This is a genomic window from Rhizobium pantanalense (assembly GCF_030182525.1).
Taxonomy (GTDB): Bacteria; Pseudomonadota; Alphaproteobacteria; order Rhizobiales; family Rhizobiaceae; genus Rhizobium.
In genome coordinates this window covers 15,002-33,051 of the sequence record NZ_JAQJCH010000002.1, presented here as the reverse complement: position 1 = coordinate 33,051, position 18,050 = coordinate 15,002, and the positions used below count along the sequence as shown (strand labels likewise).

Sequence of the window (18,050 nt, the reverse complement as noted above, 5' to 3'; positions counted from 1 at the left end):
ATGAATCGTCATGAAATGCGAGCGCGAAGCGGCTGCCAAAACCGGCGCTAGTGCAGACCGCCGACGCCGAGCAGACGCTCGACCGCACCATGATCCGCAGCCAGCGCCTCGGGCGTTCCCTTCCAGGCCAGTCGGCCGCGCTCCAGAATGATGACATCGCTGGCAAAATCCAGCGCGCTCTGAATGCGTTGTTCCACCAGCAGGATCGTCATATCGCCCGATTTGGCAAGCTTGGCGAAGGCGGCCATCAGCTCCTCGCAGATGACGGGGGCAAGCCCCTCCAGCGGCTCGTCGAGAAGCAGGACGGAAGGACGGCCGAGAATCGTGCGGGCCGTCGACAGCATCTGCTGCTCGCCGCCGGAAAGCTGGTTGCCCAAATTTCTGCGGCGTTCCTTCAGGCGCGGAAACATGTCATAGGCCTCCTGCAAAGCGCTCTTCGACCGTCCCTTCAGCCCAACCGAGAGATTTTCCTCCACCGTCAACGTCGGAAAGACGTCGCGCGTCTGCGGCACGTAGCCGAGGCCGTGATGGGCGCGTCTGGCGCTCGGCAGGCCGGCGATGTCGGACGAGCCCAGCCGGATCCGGCCATCATAGCGTCGGGTCTGCCCAGCAAGGGTGGCCAGCAGCGTGCTCTTGCCCATGCCGTTGCGGCCGAGCACGGCGAGCCGTCCGCCGGCCGGCACGGAAAAGGAAACGCCTTCCAGCACCCGTGTCGGACCATAGCCGGCCGACAGATTTTCGACTTCAAGCGGCGTGGCCGGCATTGGCGTAGCTCCCTAGATAGGCTTCGCGGACGCGCGCATCCTGCGTCACGTCTTTCGGCGATCCGTCAAATATGATCGTGCCGGCCGCGAGCACCACGACGCGCTTGGCAAAACGGAAAACGAGGTCCATGTCATGCTCGATCATCAGCACGGCGAGATCGGCGGGCAGATCGGCCAACGCCTGCTCGATGCGGCCCGTATCGCTCTGCGGCACGCCGGCTGCAGGCTCGTCGAGCAGAAGCACCTTCGGCTTCAAGGCCATGGCGATGGCGATTTCCAAGAGGCGCTGCTGGCCATAGGCGATTTCGCTGACTTTGCGATGCGCGAGGGACGCAAGCCCGAGTGTGCCGAGCAGTTCCTCCGTTTCGGTCATGACATCGTGCATAGTGAGAAAATTGCCGAACATGCGGCTGGAACGGCCGATCCGCTGCAGCACCGCCATGCCGACATGCTCGGCCGGCGTCATATCCTGAAACAGCCTGGTCACCTGGAACGAACGCACCAGCCCGCGCCTCACCCGGCCGATAGCATCGACCTTATTGACGTTCTGACCGCCGATGCGGACCTCGCCGGAATCCGCCTGCAGATTGCCAGTAACGAGATTGACGAAGCTGGTCTTACCCGCGCCGTTCGGGCCAATGAGAGCAACGCGATCTCCCGGCGCCATCGACAAGCTGACATTGTTAGTCACCGTCAGACCCCCGAACGCCTTCTTCAGATTCCTGACTTCGAAAATAGCGCTCATGCCTGCGCCTCCCGCCGGCGAGCCATATAAGCGGCGACCGTGCCGTAGATGCCCTTGGGCGCGAAGAGAACAACGAGGATGAGAAGCGCGCCGACGATCGTCAGCCAATGGAAGGGGTTGGCGGCGGAGACATAATCCTCGAAGAGCATGAAGATCAGCGTGCCGACAAGGGCGCCGAACAGCGAGCCGGTGCCGCCGAGCACGAGCATGACCAGCGCCTCGGCTGATTGCGTGAAAGACAGGCTGTCAAGGCCGACGACCTGCGTCGAGATCGCGTTCAGCGCGCCGCCGATACCGGCAACGGCGCCGGAAATCATATACATCTTGATGAGCGCCACTTTCGGCGATGCACCCATGGCGCGGATGCGCAACGGATCCTGGCGGATACCGCGGCACAGCATGCCGAAGGGCGAACGCACGAGGAAACGCAGCAGCACAAGCACGATCAGCAGCAGCGCCACGCCATAGAAGTAGGCCGTATGCCCGTAAAGATCGAACTCGAAAACACCGAACAGCGGATCGGCTGAAATGCCCGACAAACCGTCGCTGCCACCTGTCCAGCTCGATGCCTTGTTGGCGAACTCATGGAACAGATAGACCAGCGCGATCGACAGCACGAGCTGCGGCAATCCATGCGCTCTCAGGATGACGACGCCACAGATAAGCCCCGCGACGGCTCCGGCGACGATTCCGGCAAGCGTCATCAGCAAGGGATCGTTGATGCCGTAATGGGCGGATGCGATGCCGGCCGCGTAGGCACCGGCGCCGAACAAAGCTGCGTGGCCGAGCGTCGCTACGCCGCAATAGCCAGTGATGAGATCGAGCGACAGCACGAGAAGCGCGATCGCGATCAGCCGCGTGAGAAGAGCGAGATTATCCGGAAACAACAGGTAGCCGGCGGCGGCTGTGACGACGATGACCGCGACTGCGATCAGGTCTTGCCCAAATGTGCGATGTCTGGTCACGATTGGTGCGGCCTCTCTTTCAAACGTCAGCGCCAAGTTACTTCATTCTCCCGGCAAAGCCGCGCGGGAAGACGCAGACGATGGCAATGACGGCCAGATAGAAGAAGAATTCCCCATATTCCGGCATGAGGTAACGGCCTGTTGTATCGATGCAGCCGAGGATGAGGCAGGCGAGCAGCGCGCCGGAGATGGAGCCGGCACCGCCGACCGAGACGACGACGAGAAACGTCACCATGTAGCGCAGGGCATAATAAGGCTCGACCGGCAGGAGTTCCGCACCCACCACACCGCCGAAGGCAGCAAGCCCAACGGCAATGGCGAAGCTGACCGCATAGACGATTTCCGTCCTGACGCCGAGAGCGGCCGCCATCGCGGCATTATCGACGGAAGCGCGCAGCTTCACACCGAAGGAGGTTTTCTCGATCGTGTACCACAAGGCCAGGGCGACGATGAGGCCGCAGGTGATCGCGAAGATACGATGGGTACCGATGGTGCGGAAGCCAAGATCGACGGAGCCCTGCAGGCTGCCCGGCAAGGGGATGGTCTTCAAAGTCGGACCGAAAACATAATTGGCGATGCCGATGATGCAGAAGGTGATGCCGATCGTCATCAGCACCTGCGTCAACTCAGGCGCACCATAAATGCGCCGATAGAGCAGCCGTTCGATCGGGATGGAGATGATGACCGTGCCGACGACCGCCAGCAATACGGCCGCTCCATAGCCGAGCCCCAGATCCCTCGCGGCATAGGAGGCAATATAGCCGCCGATCATGGCAAAGGCGCCGTGGGCCAGATTGACGACGCGCATCAAACCCATGGTGACGGAGAGACCGATGGAAATGACGAACAGCACCATGCCGTAAGCGAGGGCATCGACTGCTATGCTGAGCACGGTTTGCATTGATATCGCTGGTCCGGTTGTTGTTGCGCGACCGCTTTCATCAGGTGGCTGAACGGGCACTTCCGCTCAGCCACGTCAGGTTCGGAAGCGCCTTACTTCACGGCGGCAAGGCCGGGATCGCCCTGCTTCTCGAAGGTCTGGATTTCCTTGTTGTAGTACTTGCCGTCATCGCCCTTGGCGACCTCGCGCAGATAGATGTTCTGCGTGATATGCCGGCTTTCCGGATCGATGGTGACGGGGCCGCGCGGGCTGACCCAGGACAGGCCCTTCACGGCATCGACGGCCTTCTGCGCATCCTGCTTGCCGCCGGTCGCCTCGATCATCTTGTAAATGACATGCATGCCGTCGAAGGCGCCCACGGCCGGGAAGGTCAGTTCGGCCGGATTGCCGATCGCCTTGTCGGCAGCGGCGACGAAAGCTTTGTTTTCGGGCGAGTCATGCGAAATCGCGTAATGAAAGGTCGTCTGCATGCCGAGCGCGGCATCGCCAAGCGCCGGCAGATCGGACTCCTGCGTCAGGTCGCCCGGCGCAAAGAGCTTGATGCCGGCGGACTTCAGGCCATTCTCATTATAGGCCTTGACGAAGCCGAGCGTGGTCGGGCCGGAGGGCAGGAAGGCGAAGACGCCCTGCGCACCGGAATCCTTGACGCGCTGCATGATCGGGCTGAAGTCATTGGTCGAGAGCGGCATACGGATCGCCTGCACCACTTCGCCACCCTGCTTTTCGAAGCCAGCCTTGAAGGCGTTTTCGGCATCGACGCCCGGACCGTAGTCGCTGACGACGGAGATGACCTTCTTCACGCCGGCATCAAAGGCGACCTTGGCGATCGGAGTCGAGGTCTGCCAGGTGGTAAAGGACGTGCGCACGACGAGCGGGCTCTTTGTGACGATCGCCGACGTCGCGGCATTGAAAATCACCATGGGCACATTGGCCTGCTTGAGGATCGGTGTTACGGCCATCGCATCCGGGGTAAAGTAGAAGCCGGCGAGATACTGAACCTTCTCCTTGACGACGAGCTCCTGGGCGAGCGACTTCGATTGGGCGGGATCAGCTGCCGGCAAGTCGCGGTAGATCACCTCCACCTCATCATTGCCGACCTTCTTGCCGTTGACGGCCATATAGGCGTCGATACCGGCCTTGAAATTCTTGCCCTGCAGCGCGAACGGGCCGGAAAACGGACCGATGACGCCGATCTTAATAGTATCGGCATAGGCAGCACCGCCAAGAGCAACGGCCGCGATAGCGGCCAAGACAAACCGTTTCATTTTCTCTCCTCCCGGCAGCCGTTTTTTTGAGCTGCCCTTGATCATTCAAATTCTGATCATCACCAATTTCTCATGGGAAATGGTGATGTAAAATGAAATAAAACCTTGCTTCCATACCAATTCAGTTATGAATGGCGACGAATATCCTGCTCGGCTGTCGTTCCCAAGCGCTTGATCGAACCGACCAGTTGCAACGCGTGGCGCAACGAAGCTGCCGTTGCCACCACCATAGGGGGCAATAGCAGCCATTCCAATGTCCAGGCGGCGCCAGAGCGCTCCTGCTCGTGTACCAGCGACTGGTGAATGCCCGAAAGCTGCACCGCATTGAAGCGGGCAAACGTGACCAGCGTTTCGGCAGCGACCGGGTTTTGTTTGTGCGGCATCGCCGATGAACCGCCGCCGCCGGCAAGCTCGATCTCGTCGCCCGCCTGCGTCAGAAGTGCGACATCCTGGCCGATCTTGCCGAGGCTGCCCGAGATCATGGACAAGAGCCCGGCAAGTTCGGCAATGCGCCCCCTTTGGCTCTGCCACTGCGGCTCGTCCGTCAGGCCGAGCGCCTGTGCCAGCGAGCTCCTGATTTCGACCGCTTGCGGCCCGAATTTTTCCAGCGTGCCGGCGGCCCCACCGAACTGTAGCGGGAAACTCTCCTGCGTCAGCCGATCGCGATATTGATCGAGCGGATGCTGCCAAGCCCGCAGCCGATCGGACACTGTGATTGGGATCGCCGCCTGCATCCGGGTACGACCCATCAGCCGGTTCGATCCGAAACGCTCATCCAGTTTGGTGAGCGCGGAGGATACGGCGAAGAGACGGTTGCTCAGAATGAAAGCGGCGGCCGTCAGGCGCAGCATAAGGCTGGTGTCGATGACATCCTGGCTGGTGGCGCCGAAATGGACATGTTTGCCGGCATCCTCGCCGACCGCCTTGCGCAGTTGCCGAACGAGATCCGGCACGACGACACCATCCGATGCCGTTGCCTTCTTCAGGCTTGGCAGATCGGGCTCGAAACTGGCGCAGACCTTAGCGATATGCGTAGCTGCATCCTGCGGGATCAGCCCATATCGCGCCTCGACCTCGGCAAGTGCCGCTTCGAAAGAGAGCATAGCGCGGATATCTGATTTGGCCGAGAAATAGGCCGCGATCTCCTCGTCACCGAGAAGGCCAGACAGGAATGGATGATCGAAGGGAGAAACGCTCATGGCCTATATATCGAGGAAAACCGTTTCTTTGTCGCCCTGCAAATGGATGTCGAAGGTGTAGACGGAGCCTTCCTTGTGAGCGATCAGCGTTGCCAAGCGCTCCTTGTGTTCGATACGAGTAAGCAAGGGATCCTCCGCGTTGGCGGCAGTTTCTTCCGGAAAATACATCCGCGTGTGCAGACCAATATTGATACCGCGCGCAACGATCCAGACGGTGATATGCGGCGCCATCTTGCGGCCGTCCTTGAAGGGAACGCGGCCCGGCTTGATGGTTTCGAAGCGGAAAACGCCATCGGTGGAATTGGTCGGGCAGCGGCCCCAGCCGGTAAAATTCGGATCAGCCGTGCCGCGCAGCTCCGACGGGCTGTTATAAAGCCCGGCGCTGTCGGCCTGCCAGATTTCGAGGACGGCATCCTTGACCGGCGCTCCAGCACCGTCGAGCACCCTGCCCGTCACTGTGATACGCTCGCCGAGCGTCTTGTCGTTGACCATGATCGAGCCGAGGTCGGTTTCGTAGACGCCGCCGATCTCGCTGTAATTCGGCGTCAGGCCGATATGGACGTAAGGCCCTGCCGTCTGCGACGGCGTTTCCTTGAGGTAACCGAGATCCTGTACCATCAATTGCCCTCCAGCCGGTTTTCGAACAGGGTCGAACGGCGACCGCGCAGCACGATATCGAATTTATAGGCGCGGGCATCCATCGGGATCGTATTGCCCCAGTCGAGCGGCGCAATCAGCTGCTCGATCGCTTGTCTGTCGGGGATCGTGCCGACGATCGGACATTTCCAGATCATCGGATCGCCCTCGAAATACATCTGCGTGATCAGCCGTTGCGCAAAGCCATGACCAAAGACGGAGAAGTGAATATGCGCGGGGCGCCAATCGTTGACGCCGTTCGGCCAGGGATAAGCGCCGGGACGGATGGTGCGGAAGGCATAGTGTCCTTCATCATCGGTGATGGCGCGGCCGCAGCCGCCAAAATTCGGATCGATGGCGGCGAGATAGGTTTCCTTCTTATGACGATAGCGCCCGCCGGCATTGGCCTGCCAGAATTCGAGCAGCACGCCCGGCACCGGCCGGCCACGCTCGTCGAGTACACGACCATGCACTATGATCCGTTCACCGATGGCGCTTTCGCCGGGTTTGGCGAAATTATGGATCAGGTCGTTGTCGAGCTCGTTCAATATGGAATGGCCGAAGACCGGCCCGGTGATTTCCGAGATCGTGCCGTCGAGCGAGAGCAATGCGCGCTGGGGCGAGCGCAGCACGGAGGTCTTGTAGCCGGGCGCAAAGGCTGGCGGATGCCAGGCGCGGTCCCGGGCGAAAAAGGCGCCCGTCTCGGGCTTGCTGTTGCTTCTATCGGACATGTCTGCCTCGCTTCATGCCGCCTGCTCGGCGTCCATCTGTTCGAAAACCTGCTTGGCGATCTTGATCGCGTGGTTTGCGGCCGGCACACCGGCATAGATCGCCACATGCAGAAGCGCCTCGCAGATATCGTCGCGCGTCGCGCCGGTGTTGCGCGTGGCGCGCACATGCATGGCCACCTCGTCATCCTGACCAAGGGCTGCCAGCAGCGCGATCGTCACGATGGAGCGCTCGCGCCGGCTGAGCGTCGGGCGCGACCAGACATGCCCCCAGGCTGCCTCGGTGATCAGCTCCTGGAAAGGCTGGTCGAAATCGGTCACGGCCTGCTGGGCGCGATCGACATGGCCGTCGCCGAGCACAGCGCGGCGTGTCGCCATGCCCTGAAGATAACGCTCAGATGGCGCGGTGGGATCAATCATCAGGCTTGTTCTCCACGCAGGACGACGTCGATGAAGGCACGGATGACTTCGGTCAACGCCTCGGGTTGCTCGACGCAGGGGATATGGCCGGCGTCCTTGATCACTTCATAGCGTGCATTCGGAATGAGCTTTGCCGTCGACAGCACCAGCTCGGGCGGCGTCGAACCGTCCTGATCACCGACGATGCAGATGGTGGGCACGGAGATCTTGGCGGCCGCCTCGGTCAGATCGGCATCGCGAAGCGCCTCGCAGGTAGCCGCGTAGCCCGCAACCGGCTGGCGGATCAGCATGTTGCAATAGCCGGCATAGGCGAGGTTTTCCGGCCGGCGGAAGGCGGACGTGAACCAGCGCTCCATGATGGAATCGACAATGGATTCGATACCATCAGCCTCGACCTTGGCGATGCGGGCATTCCAGCTCTCGGCCGTGCCGATCTTGTGCGCGGTGTCACAGAGGATTAACGCCCGCACCAGATCCGGCCGCCGCTGATAGAGCGACTGCGCGATCAGCCCGCCGACCGACAGGCCGCAGATAATGGCATTCTTGACCGAGAGGAAATCGAGCAGGCCGGCAAGGTCGGTGGCGTGATCTTCGATGGAATAAGGCATCTGACCGAGATCGGAGAGACCATGGCCGCGCTTGTCGTAAAGCACGATGGCGAAATCGCCGGCGAGCCGCACGATCACATCCCGCCAGATCCGGAAATCGGTGCCAAGCGAATTGGCAAAGACAAGAACCGGCTTGTCGGCGGGGCCGCCGATGATCTGATAATGGATCGTGACGTCGTTGATGCGGGCAAACTGCACTGGAAATCTCCTCGACCGCGAGATTGGATGTATAATCTGGTTAGGTAAAATGATATTTCTTTGCTCTACGATAACTCCATGGTTATGAGTGAGCATGCTCGACGCACGCATCAAGTTCCGCCATCTGCAGACCTTTGTCGAGGTTGCGCGCCAGAAAAGCGTGATCAAGGCGGCGGGGCTGCTGAATGTCAGCCAGCCGGCGGTGACGAAGACGATCCGCGAGCTGGAAGAGGCGCTCGGCGTCGCCGTCTTCGAGCGCGACGGGCGGGGCATCCGCATTACCCGCTACGGCGAAGTCTTTCTCCGCCATGCCGGCGCAGCGCTGACAGCACTGCGTCAAGGCCTCGATTCCGTCTCGCAGGAGCGCTCCGGCGAAGCACCGCCGATCCGCGTCGGCGCGCTGCCGACGGTTTCGACGCGGATCATGCCACGGGCGATGGAATTGTTTCTCAAGGAGGAGACCTGGAGCCGCATCAAGATCGTGACAGGCGAAAACGCCGTCCTTCTGGAGCAATTGCGCATCGGCGATCTCGATCTCGTCGTCGGCCGATTGGCGAGCCCCGACAAGATGACGGGCTTTTCTTTCGAGCACCTCTATTCCGAACAGGTCATCTTCGCCGTCCGGGCCGGCCATCCGCTGCTGTCCGAAAGGCAATCGCTGTTTTCCGATCTCAATCGCTATACGGTCCTGATGCCGACGCGCGGCTCGATCATCCGACCCTTTGTCGAGAGCTTTCTGATTGCCAACGGCGCCGGCGGACTGCCCAATCAGATCGAAACCGTGTCCGACTCCTTCGGCCGCGCCTTCGTGCGATCGAGCGATGCCATCTGGATCATCTCGGCCGGCGTCGTTGCCGGCGATGTCGAGGACGGACTATTGGCACTTCTGCCGATCGATACCGGCGAAACGAAGGGACCGGTGGGCTTGACCATGCGCACCGACGCCATCCCCACCCTTCCCTTGTCGATCCTGATGCAGACGATCCGCGAGGCGGCTAGCGAGGTCGCCAAGAAGCTCTAAAAGCTCGCTCAGAACGGTAGACCGACATAATTCTCGGCAAGCGCAGTCGATGCAGCGCGCGAATGGGTGAGATAATCGAGCTCGGCTTCCTGGATCTTCTGGTCGAAATCATTTGTATCGGGAAAGCGATGCATCATCGTCGTCATCCACCAGGAAAAGCGCACCGCCTTCCAGACCCGGGCAAGCGCGCGGGCGGAATAGGCCTCCAGTCCAGCATTCGAGCGATCATGATAATGCTCGGAGAGACCCGAAAACAGGTAATGCACGTCGCTCGCCGCCAGATTGAGCCCCTTGGCGCCGGTCGGCGGCACGATATGGGCGGCATCGCCGACAAGGAAGAGGCGGCCGAAACGCATCGGTTCAGCCACGAAGGAGCGAAGCGGCGCGATCGATTTCTCGAAGGACGGCGCCGTCACCAGCGCCTCGGCATGATGGGCCGGCAGCCGGCGGCGCAGTTCATCCCAGAAGCGGTCGTCGCTCCAGCCCTCGACCTTCTCGTCGAGCGGACACTGAATGTAGTAGCGGCTGCGCGTCATCGACCGCATGGAGCATAGCGCAAATCCGCGCGGATGATTGGCATAGATCAGCTCATGATTGACGGGCACCACCTCCGCCAGCACGCCAAGCCAGCCGAAGGGATAGACCTTCTCGAAATTGCGGATCGCCTTTTCCGGAACCGATTTGCGGCTGACGCCATGGAAGCCGTCGCAGCCGGCAATGAAATCGCAATCGATGCGATGCGAAATTCCGTCCTTCTCGTAGGTCAGGTAGGGCGTATCGCCATCGAAGCCGTGCGGCTGGACATTGGCGGCGCTGTAGATGGTTGGAGCGCCGCTTTCCTCGCGGCGAGCCATCAGGTCACGGGTCATCTCCGTCTGACCATAGATGACGACCCGTTTGCCGCCGGTGAGACCATGAAGGTCGATGCGATGATCGCGGCCGTCGAAGGCGAGCGAGAAGCCATCATGCGGTAAGCCCTCGGCATGCAGGCGCGTGGCGGACTTCGCCTGATCCAGCAGGCGGACGGTGCCTTCCTCCAGAACGCCGGCGCGCACGCGGCCGAGAATATAATCCTTGCCGACCCGATCGAGAATGACATTGTCGATGCCGGCTTCCGTGAGCAGCTGGCCGAGCAGCAGCCCAGACGGCCCCGAACCGATAATGGCGACTTGAGTGCGCATTGTCTCCTCCCATGCATATTTCTTGCCTCAAGTCTCTTCGGCGCGAGGCAAGTCCGCAATGGACATTTCGGTCATGAAATTGCACAAATCGAACATGGTGAGCGAGGAGTGCCATGACGAAGAACGTGCCGATCTATGAGCTCTATGGCGAAAATACCGGCCGGAAGCCGGATTTCTGGCTGCATTGCGAAACAATTCCGTCCCGCAGCAGCCTCCATCACTGGGAGATCCGCCCACACCGGCATGAGAGCTTTTTCCAGATCTTGTACATAGATGCCGGATCCGGCGATGCCATCTTTGACGGAACTCCCCATGCCATAACGCCGCCCGCCGTCATTACCGTGCCGCCTCGCCTCAATCACGGCTTCCGCTTTTCGCGAGATATAGACGGCTTTGTCATCACGGTGCTGATCTCGCATCTGAAGGCGTCTCCCGGTGACCGCAGCCGGCTCGGAACATGGCTTGCCGAGCCGCATCTGACTTTGCTCGACGTCCGCGACGAAGATGCCGCTCATGTCGCCAGCACGTTGAGACGCCTGGGGGAGGAATTTGCGAACCAGCGCAACGGCCGCAACGATCTGCTGGATGCCTATCTGACTTCGGCCTTGCTGCTGACAGCCCGCATCGCCCAAAAGGCTGATGAGGAATCCAATCCGGGCGACGAAAGCGAGCGCCGCATGGAGATGCTGCAGGGCCTAATCCAGCGTCACTTCCGCTCCCACAAGCCGGCCGCCTTCTACGCCGAGAGCCTCGGCATCTCGCCAGCCCATCTCAGCCGCATTGTTCGCAGCAAAACCGGGCACGGTGCGCACGAGCTGATCACACGCAAGCTGCTGGATGAGGCCAAGCGCGAACTGGTCTTCACCTTCGCCACCGTCCAGGAAATCAGCTATCGGCTCGGCTTTGCCGATCCCGCCTATTTCTCGCGCTTCTTCATGAAACAGACCGGTCAGACGCCGCGCGCCTGGCGCATCGAGGAGCGCGAGAGGCTGGGAATGTGAGCTGGCAATCTGGATCGCGGGCAGCCACCCGCCCTCGTGCTTCGAGACGGCCCTGAGGACCTCCTCAGCATGAGGGCTAATCTTCTCGCCTCACCAAAAAGAGGCTTCAAAGCATATCGAGCATCGAGCATGCTCCATCCTCATCCAGAGGTGCACAGCCGAAGGCGGAGCCTCGAAGGACGAGGATGACCCCGAAAATACAAAAGCTACGGCAGCACCAGCCGCAGCGCCTTTTGCGTCTCTTTCAGCAGTGGCAGAAACTGTTCGGCCATGTCGGAAGCCGCAACATAGGCAGCCGGAGCACCGATATTGATCGCCGCCACGGTCTGGCCGCGATCGTTTTCGACCGGCACGGCAATCGAGCAAAGGCCGATTTCCAGCTCCTGATCGATAACGGCATAGCCCTGCTCCCTCACCCGGCGGAACTCGGCCATCAACTCTTCGGGATCGGTCTTGGTATTCGGCGTGTTCGCCTTGAGATCAGTTCGCCTAAGCACGGAGCGCGCCTCGCTTTCCGGCAGGGCCGCGAGCAGCACACGGCCCATCGAGGCGCAGAAGGCCGGGAGGCGGCTGCCTGGCGTCAGATTGATCGACATCACGCGGCGCTGCGAGGCGCGGGCGATGTAGACGACCTCCGTGCCATCGAGCACCGAGGCTGACGCATTCTGCCCGGCGCGCTCGGCAAGCTGATCGAGATGCGGCTGGATAATGATCGGCAGCGGCGTCGCAGCCAGATAGGCGTGACCGAGCCTGAGTATCTTCGGCGTCAGCGTGAAGAATTTGCCGTCATAAACAGCATAGCCAAGTTCGGAGAGCGTCAGCAGCGAACGGCGCACCGTGGCACGATCGAGCCCGGTCAACTTCGATGCCTCGGCGATCGTCAGGCGCTGCCGCGTCTCGCCGAAGGCTTCGATGACTTTCAATCCCCTGGCAAAGCCGCTGACGAAATCCGTTTCGCGCATAGCCCCTCCAAACTTTATGCCTTTGTGCGATATATGAACAAAAGTCAAATAACGCACAAATTGATTGCCGTCCAGCCCGTGCTGATTTATTCGAAAGAAAGAGGACGGGGGCGCCTTGGTCCGCCCGCATGGCAAGTGGGAGTTTCCGCATGGATAAGACAATCGCGAGCGCGGCGGCTGCCGTCTCGGACATCGGCGATGGCGCGACCGTCATGATCGGCGGCTTTGGCGGCTCCGGCGCGCCGATCGAGCTCATCCATGCGCTGATCGACAAAGGCCCGAAGAACCTGACCGTCATCAATAACAATGCCGGCAACGGGCGTATCGGCATCGCAGCGATGATCGACGCGGGCATGGTCAGAAAGATGATCTGCTCCTTCCCGCGTTCATCCGATCCGCGCGCCTTCACGGACCGTTATCTGGCGGGCGAAATCGAGCTGGAACTGGTGCCTCAGGGCACTCTTGCCGAACGTATCCGCGCCGGCGGCGCCGGCATTCCGGCTTTCTACACCCCGACCGCCTATGGCACCGAGCTTGCCAACGGCAAGGTCATCGCAGAATTCGACGGCCGCCACTATGTTCAGGAGCGCTGGCTCAAGGCCGATTTCGCCATTGTCAAAGCTGAAGTCGGCGATGTGCAGGGCAATCTCATCTACAACAAGGCTGGCCGCAATTTTAATCCGCTGATGTGCATGGCCGCCACCAAGACGATCGCGCAGGTCTCGAAAATCGTTGCCGCCGGCGAGCTCGATCCCGAGCACATCGTTACCCCCGGCATCTTCGTCAACGGCGTCGTTCAGGTCACCGATCCGCAGCAGGAAGAAAATCTCATTCGAGCCGGAGTGGCCTACGTATGACCATCGACACACGCGAAGACATCAAGCTCTCCAACGCCCAGATCGCCTGGCGCGCGGCACAGGATATCGAAGACGGCGCCTATGTGAACCTCGGCATCGGTTTTCCGGAAATGGTCGCCCGCTACCAGCCTCCGGGCCGTCAGGCGATCTTCCACACTGAAAACGGCATCCTGAATTTCGGCGAGCCGCCGGCGGAAGGCGAGGAAGATTGGGATCTGATCAACGCCGGCAAGAAGGCCGTGACGCTGAAGCCCGGCGCCTCCTTCTTTCATCATGCCGATAGTTTCGCCATGGTACGCGGCGGCCATCTGGATGTCGCGATCCTCGGTGCCTATCAGGTGGCGCAAAATGGCGACCTCGCCAACTGGCGCGTCGGCTCGAAGGGTGTGCCCGCCGTCGGCGGGGCCATGGATCTGGTCCATGGCGCCAAGCAGGTTTTCGTCATCACCGAACATGTGACCAAGGACGGCAAGCCAAAACTGGTGGAGGCCTGCACCTTCCCGCTGACCGGCGTCGGCTGCATTACCCGCATCTATACGAGCCATGCGGTCATCGACATTGCCAAGGAAGGCTTCGTCGTCCGTGAAAAGCTCGCCGCCATGACGATGGACGAGCTGCAGGCGATGACCGGCGCGCCGCTCCATACAGACGGCCCGGTTGCCGACCTGATCGTGCCGACGCTCTAAAGCTCGTTGCGATCTTTCAGATTCGCGCTCGATGCTTTAAGCTTATAATATTTCGCATGTCGTTGTCGCAATCCGCTGCTCGTTTTTGCGCGCCATGCCATAGGGAGAAGATCATGACGGAAGCCTTCATCTGTGACTATATCCGCACTCCAATCGGCCGCTTCGGCGGATCGCTTTCTTCCGTCCGCGCCGACGATCTCGGCGCCGTGCCGCTGAAGGCACTAATCGAGCGTAACGGCTCGGTCGACTGGGAAGCCATCGACGATGTTATCTACGGCTGCGCCAACCAGGCGGGCGAAGACAATCGCAACGTCGCGCGCATGGCAGGCCTGCTGGCCGGCCTGCCGATTTCGGTGCCCGGGACGACGATCAACCGGCTTTGCGGCTCGGGCATGGATGCCGTCATCACAGCTGCCCGCGCCATCCGCGCCGGCGAGGCCGACATCATGATCGCTGGTGGCGTCGAAAGCATGTCGCGAGCGCCTTTCGTCATTCCCAAGGCCGAAAGCGCCTTTTCGCGCAATGCCGAGATCTACGACACCACCATCGGCTGGCGCTTCGTCAATCCTGTCATGAAGAAGCAGTATGGCGTCGACTCCATGCCGGAAACCGGCGAGAACGTCGCCGAAGATTACAAGGTCACTCGCGAAGATCAGGACGCCTTTGCCGTCCGCTCGCAGGCAAAGGCTGCGGCAGCGCAGGAGAACGGCCGGCTTGCCAAGGAGATCACCTCAGTCACAATCCCGCAGCGCAAGGGCGATCCGGTTATCGTCGGCAAGGACGAGCATCCGCGCGCAACCTCGATGGAAGCGCTTGCCAAGCTCGGCACGCCTTTCAAGAAGGAAGGCGGCACGGTGACGGCCGGCAACGCCTCCGGCGTCAACGATGGCGCTGCCGCGCTCATCATTGCTTCAGAAGCGGCTGCCCGGAAATATGGCCTGACGCCGATTGCCCGCATTCTCAGCGGTGCAGCCGCCGGTGTTCCCCCGCGCATCATGGGGATCGGTCCAGTTCCCGCCTCGCGCAAGCTGATGGCTCGCCTCGACATGCGCCAGGAACAGTTCGACGTCATCGAATTGAACGAAGCCTTCGCTTCGCAGGGGCTTGCCGTGTTACGTGAACTCGGCATTGCCGATGACGATGCCCGCGTCAACCGTAATGGCGGCGCCATCGCGCTTGGACATCCGCTTGGCATGTCCGGTGCCCGCATCACCGGCACTGCAGCTCTGGAGCTGAAGGAAACCGCCGGCCGTTATTCGCTGTCGACCATGTGCATCGGCGTCGGCCAGGGCATCGCCATCGCGCTGGAACGGGTCTAATCGTTGCGAACAGACGGGGGTCCGGCGCTACATGCGCGGCGGACCATGCTCACGGGCGAAACCCGACACCAGGTCATTGAAGGCTGCAACCAACGATAAAATCTGGAACGGCAAAGGCTCTGGCGCGTTTTTCCTGCTGCTCAGTGGGATCAGTCCATGCCGTCACGTCAGAATGTCTTAAAAGCATTTCCGTCAAGCGCCCTTATCACTCTCATTGCCATCACCCTATTGCTGCCGATTGCGCAATCCGCCTTCGCCGCCGAAGGGCAGAAGGCGAGCCACCCTTCGGAAGGGCTGTTTCTGGTCCAAATCATTCTGCTTGTCGTATCGGGCAGATTGCTCGGCGAATTGATGGTGCGCATCGGCCAGCCGTCCATCATGGGCCAGATTATCGCCGGCATCATTCTCGGCCCCTCCCTCTTCGGCCTGATCTTCCCGCATGCACAGGCAAACCTTTTTCCTTCAGATGAAGCACAGAAGAGCATGACCGATGCGATCGGTCAGCTCGGCATTCTCTTTCTTTTGCTGCTCGCAGGCATGGAGACCGATCTCGGTCTTGCGAAACGCCTGCGCAAATCCGCGGCCGGCGTCTCGCTGACCGGCATCGTCATTCCCTTCGCTGCGGGATTTGCCTTGGGCGAGCTCATCCCCGACGCCTTGCTTCCCGATCCTCAAAAGCGGTTGGTAACCTCCCTCTTCCTGGGCACTGCGCTTTCCATCTCCTCGGTGAAGATCGTCGCTTCCGTGGTTCGCGAGATGGACTTCATGCGCCGGAACATCGGCCAACTGATCGTCGCCACCGCCATCATCGACGATACGATCGGGTGGGTCATCATCGCGATAACATTCGGTCTTGCCGAAAAAGGCACGGTCGATCTCACGACGTTGGCAACCAGCGTGATCGGGACGCTGGCCTTCATGGCCGTCAGCTTCACCGTCGGCAGACGGGTAGTCTTCGAAATTATCCGCTGGACCAACGACAATTTCCGCAGCGACCTGCCCGTGCTCAGCGCCATCATCGCAATCATGGGTACGATGGCGATCATCACCAACCTCATCGGCGTCCATACCGTGCTCGGCGCCTTCGTTGCCGGCATTCTGGTCGGTGAATCGCCCATTCTCACACGTCAGATCGATGTGCAGCTTCGCGCCTTGACGACGGCTCTGTTCATGCCCGTCTTCTTCGGGCTGACCGGCCTGCAGACCGATCTCACCGTGCTTGCCGATCCCTCCATCCTGCTGCTGACGGCTGCCGTCGTGGTCATAGCTAGCATCGGCAAGTTCGGCGGCGCTTTTGCCGCCGCCAGGTTCGGCGGCTATTCGGCATCGGAGGCCCTGGCGCTCGGCTGCGGCATGAATGCAAGGGGATCGACGGAAGTGATCGTCGCGACCATAGGCCTGTCGGTCGGCGTGCTGGACGAAAAACTCTTCTCCGTCATCGTCGCGATGGCCGTCATCACCACGATGGCGATGCCGCCGACGCTTCGTTGGGCACTTGCCCGCCTGCCGCTGCGCGAAGAGGAACGCAATCGTCTGGAGCGCGAACAATTCGAAAGCGAGAGCTTCCTCGGAAATTTTGAACGCATCCTACTGGCTGTCGACGGTTCACAAAGCAGCCGTCTGGCAACCTGGATCGCCGCTTTCTTCGCGGTGACGCGCAAGATGCCCGTCACGGTGATGGATGCGCGCGAAGCCGATGAAACTCTGGACGCGCCCGATGCATCGGGAGACTTGCGTCCAGCGTCGCAAGCCAAGACAATCGCGGAAGATCTGCGCCAATACGCCACCGACCTGCTTGCGTCTGCGCCACCGGAACAGAGTTTGGCTGGCCAAGGCGATATCCATGTGACAGTTCGAGAAAAGAGCGACAAACTCGAAACTGTACTCGAAGACGTCTCCGATACAGGCCACGATCTTCTCCTTGCGGGCATCGAACCCTCCATGGGAGACGATGGCCGCTTTGGCCCGTCGCTGCAGGTCATGACATCGGCGTTCCAGGGAATTTCGGCGATCATAACGGCACGCGGCTCGCTTCCAAAGAATCCGGGGGATCTGCGGATCCTCCTGCCCGTCAGCGGCACGGAGCGTTCCATCCGCGCTGCCGAATTCGGGCTCGCGATCGCAAAGGCGGCAAACGCCCATTGCGCGCTGTTGTTAATCGTCGAGCCGCGCAACGCCAGCGCCATTCCACGCATCAGCGACCGCGGCAGCGACCATCGGGATATTTTGAACAAGGTCGGTGCAATTGCAGATTATTATGGCGTGCAGATCGAAAGGGTCGTGCAGCAAGGCCCCTCGCCGGAGCTCTCGATCCTGCGGCATGCACGCAGCGGCGGGTATAATCTGATCGTGCTCGGCGTAAGCAAAAGAGCCAGCGGCAGCCTTTCCTACGGAAGCGTCGCCGACACGATGCTGCAGACCGCCGACAGATCCTGCATTTTCATCGAAACCGATCTGGCCTCTTCCTCGCCGGCAATTCCCGAATAAACCGACCATCAGCCATGAGATGAATCAGGAGAATCGATAAAAGACATCAACGCTATTCATTTTTCCTATGCTGCCTCCTGGGCCATATTGGCCGGCAACATGATTTG

The 18,050-nt window shown here is 60.8% G+C and carries 18 protein-coding genes; 6 read left to right on the top strand and 12 right to left on the bottom strand.

Features of this window, described 5'->3' with window-relative positions; all coding sequences use genetic code 11:
• Positions 1-47 precede the first annotated feature (47 nt).
• The 10 genes from PH558_RS06290 to pcaD form a co-directional block, all read right to left on the bottom strand.
• Complete coding sequence (locus tag PH558_RS06290; protein ID WP_095437113.1) at positions 48-764, bottom strand: ABC transporter ATP-binding protein; 717 nt, start codon at positions 762-764, stop codon at positions 48-50.
• Positions 745-1,509, bottom strand: a complete 765-nt coding sequence (locus PH558_RS06285; RefSeq protein WP_285202782.1) for an ABC transporter ATP-binding protein — start codon at positions 1,507-1,509, stop codon at positions 745-747. The genes PH558_RS06290 and PH558_RS06285 overlap by 20 nt, the downstream gene beginning before the upstream one ends.
• Positions 1,506-2,477, bottom strand: a complete 972-nt coding sequence (locus PH558_RS06280) for a branched-chain amino acid ABC transporter permease (RefSeq protein WP_446740112.1) — start codon at positions 2,475-2,477, stop codon at positions 1,506-1,508. Before PH558_RS06280 ends, PH558_RS06285 begins: the two co-directional genes overlap by 4 nt.
• 34 nt (positions 2,478-2,511) lie before the next feature.
• The gene (locus PH558_RS06275) at positions 2,512-3,375 is read right to left on the bottom strand and encodes a branched-chain amino acid ABC transporter permease (protein WP_113350640.1); all 864 of its coding nucleotides are present in this window, start codon (positions 3,373-3,375) and stop codon (positions 2,512-2,514) included.
• Between the two features lie 92 nt (positions 3,376-3,467).
• Positions 3,468-4,640: an ABC transporter substrate-binding protein gene (locus PH558_RS06270; RefSeq protein ID WP_095437117.1), complete on the bottom strand. Its 1,173-nt coding sequence runs from the start codon at positions 4,638-4,640 to the stop codon at positions 3,468-3,470.
• Positions 4,641-4,765: 125 nt separating this feature from the next.
• Positions 4,766-5,839, bottom strand: a complete 1,074-nt coding sequence (locus PH558_RS06265; RefSeq protein WP_285202778.1) for a 3-carboxy-cis,cis-muconate cycloisomerase — start codon at positions 5,837-5,839, stop codon at positions 4,766-4,768.
• A 3-nt stretch (positions 5,840-5,842) separates the two neighbouring features.
• Positions 5,843-6,457 (bottom strand): protocatechuate 3,4-dioxygenase subunit alpha, encoded by a 615-nt coding sequence (gene pcaG / locus PH558_RS06260; RefSeq protein WP_285202777.1) that lies wholly within the window; start codon positions 6,455-6,457, stop codon positions 5,843-5,845.
• Complete coding sequence (gene pcaH, locus PH558_RS06255) at positions 6,457-7,206, bottom strand: protocatechuate 3,4-dioxygenase subunit beta (RefSeq protein ID WP_285202775.1); 750 nt, start codon at positions 7,204-7,206, stop codon at positions 6,457-6,459. Before pcaH ends, pcaG begins: the two co-directional genes overlap by 1 nt.
• 12 nt (positions 7,207-7,218) lie before the next feature.
• Complete coding sequence (pcaC, locus tag PH558_RS06250; protein WP_285202774.1) at positions 7,219-7,623, bottom strand: 4-carboxymuconolactone decarboxylase; 405 nt, start codon at positions 7,621-7,623, stop codon at positions 7,219-7,221.
• Positions 7,623-8,429 carry a 3-oxoadipate enol-lactonase gene (gene pcaD / locus PH558_RS06245; protein ID WP_095437122.1) on the bottom strand — a complete coding sequence of 269 codons (807 nt, stop codon included), beginning with the start codon at positions 8,427-8,429 and terminating at the stop codon, positions 7,623-7,625. Before pcaD ends, pcaC begins: the two co-directional genes overlap by 1 nt.
• Before the next feature lie 94 nt (positions 8,430-8,523).
• Here pcaD and pcaQ point away from each other — a divergent pair, with 94 nt between their 5' ends.
• Complete coding sequence (gene pcaQ / locus PH558_RS06240; RefSeq protein WP_285202773.1) at positions 8,524-9,450, top strand: pca operon transcription factor PcaQ; 927 nt, start codon at positions 8,524-8,526, stop codon at positions 9,448-9,450.
• 8 nt (positions 9,451-9,458) lie between these two features.
• Here the strand turns inward: pcaQ and pobA are convergent, their stop codons facing one another.
• Positions 9,459-10,631 carry a 4-hydroxybenzoate 3-monooxygenase gene (pobA, locus tag PH558_RS06235; RefSeq protein ID WP_285202772.1) on the bottom strand — a complete coding sequence of 391 codons (1,173 nt, stop codon included), beginning with the start codon at positions 10,629-10,631 and terminating at the stop codon, positions 9,459-9,461.
• A 113-nt stretch (positions 10,632-10,744) separates the two neighbouring features.
• Between pobA and PH558_RS06230 the strand changes: the two genes are divergently transcribed.
• On the top strand, positions 10,745-11,632 hold the full coding sequence (locus PH558_RS06230; RefSeq protein WP_285202770.1) for a helix-turn-helix domain-containing protein: 888 nt from the start codon (positions 10,745-10,747) through the stop codon (positions 11,630-11,632).
• Between the two features lie 206 nt (positions 11,633-11,838).
• Here the strand turns inward: PH558_RS06230 and PH558_RS06225 are convergent, their stop codons facing one another.
• Positions 11,839-12,594 (bottom strand): IclR family transcriptional regulator, encoded by a 756-nt coding sequence (locus PH558_RS06225; protein ID WP_285202769.1) that lies wholly within the window; start codon positions 12,592-12,594, stop codon positions 11,839-11,841.
• A 149-nt stretch (positions 12,595-12,743) separates the two neighbouring features.
• Here PH558_RS06225 and PH558_RS06220 point away from each other — a divergent pair, with 149 nt between their 5' ends.
• From PH558_RS06220 to PH558_RS06205, 4 genes are all read left to right on the top strand, one after another.
• Positions 12,744-13,451, top strand: a complete 708-nt coding sequence (locus tag PH558_RS06220) for a 3-oxoacid CoA-transferase subunit A (RefSeq protein ID WP_285202767.1) — start codon at positions 12,744-12,746, stop codon at positions 13,449-13,451.
• The gene (locus PH558_RS06215; protein ID WP_095437128.1) at positions 13,448-14,137 is read left to right on the top strand and encodes a CoA transferase subunit B; all 690 of its coding nucleotides are present in this window, start codon (positions 13,448-13,450) and stop codon (positions 14,135-14,137) included. The genes PH558_RS06220 and PH558_RS06215 overlap by 4 nt, the downstream gene beginning before the upstream one ends.
• 113 nt (positions 14,138-14,250) lie before the next feature.
• Positions 14,251-15,456, top strand: coding sequence for a 3-oxoadipyl-CoA thiolase (gene pcaF / locus PH558_RS06210; RefSeq protein WP_285202766.1), 1,206 nt, complete (start codon positions 14,251-14,253; stop codon positions 15,454-15,456).
• 156 nt (positions 15,457-15,612) lie between these two features.
• Positions 15,613-17,943 carry a cation:proton antiporter domain-containing protein gene (locus PH558_RS06205; RefSeq protein WP_285202765.1) on the top strand — a complete coding sequence of 777 codons (2,331 nt, stop codon included), beginning with the start codon at positions 15,613-15,615 and terminating at the stop codon, positions 17,941-17,943.
• Positions 17,944-18,050 lie beyond the last annotated feature (107 nt).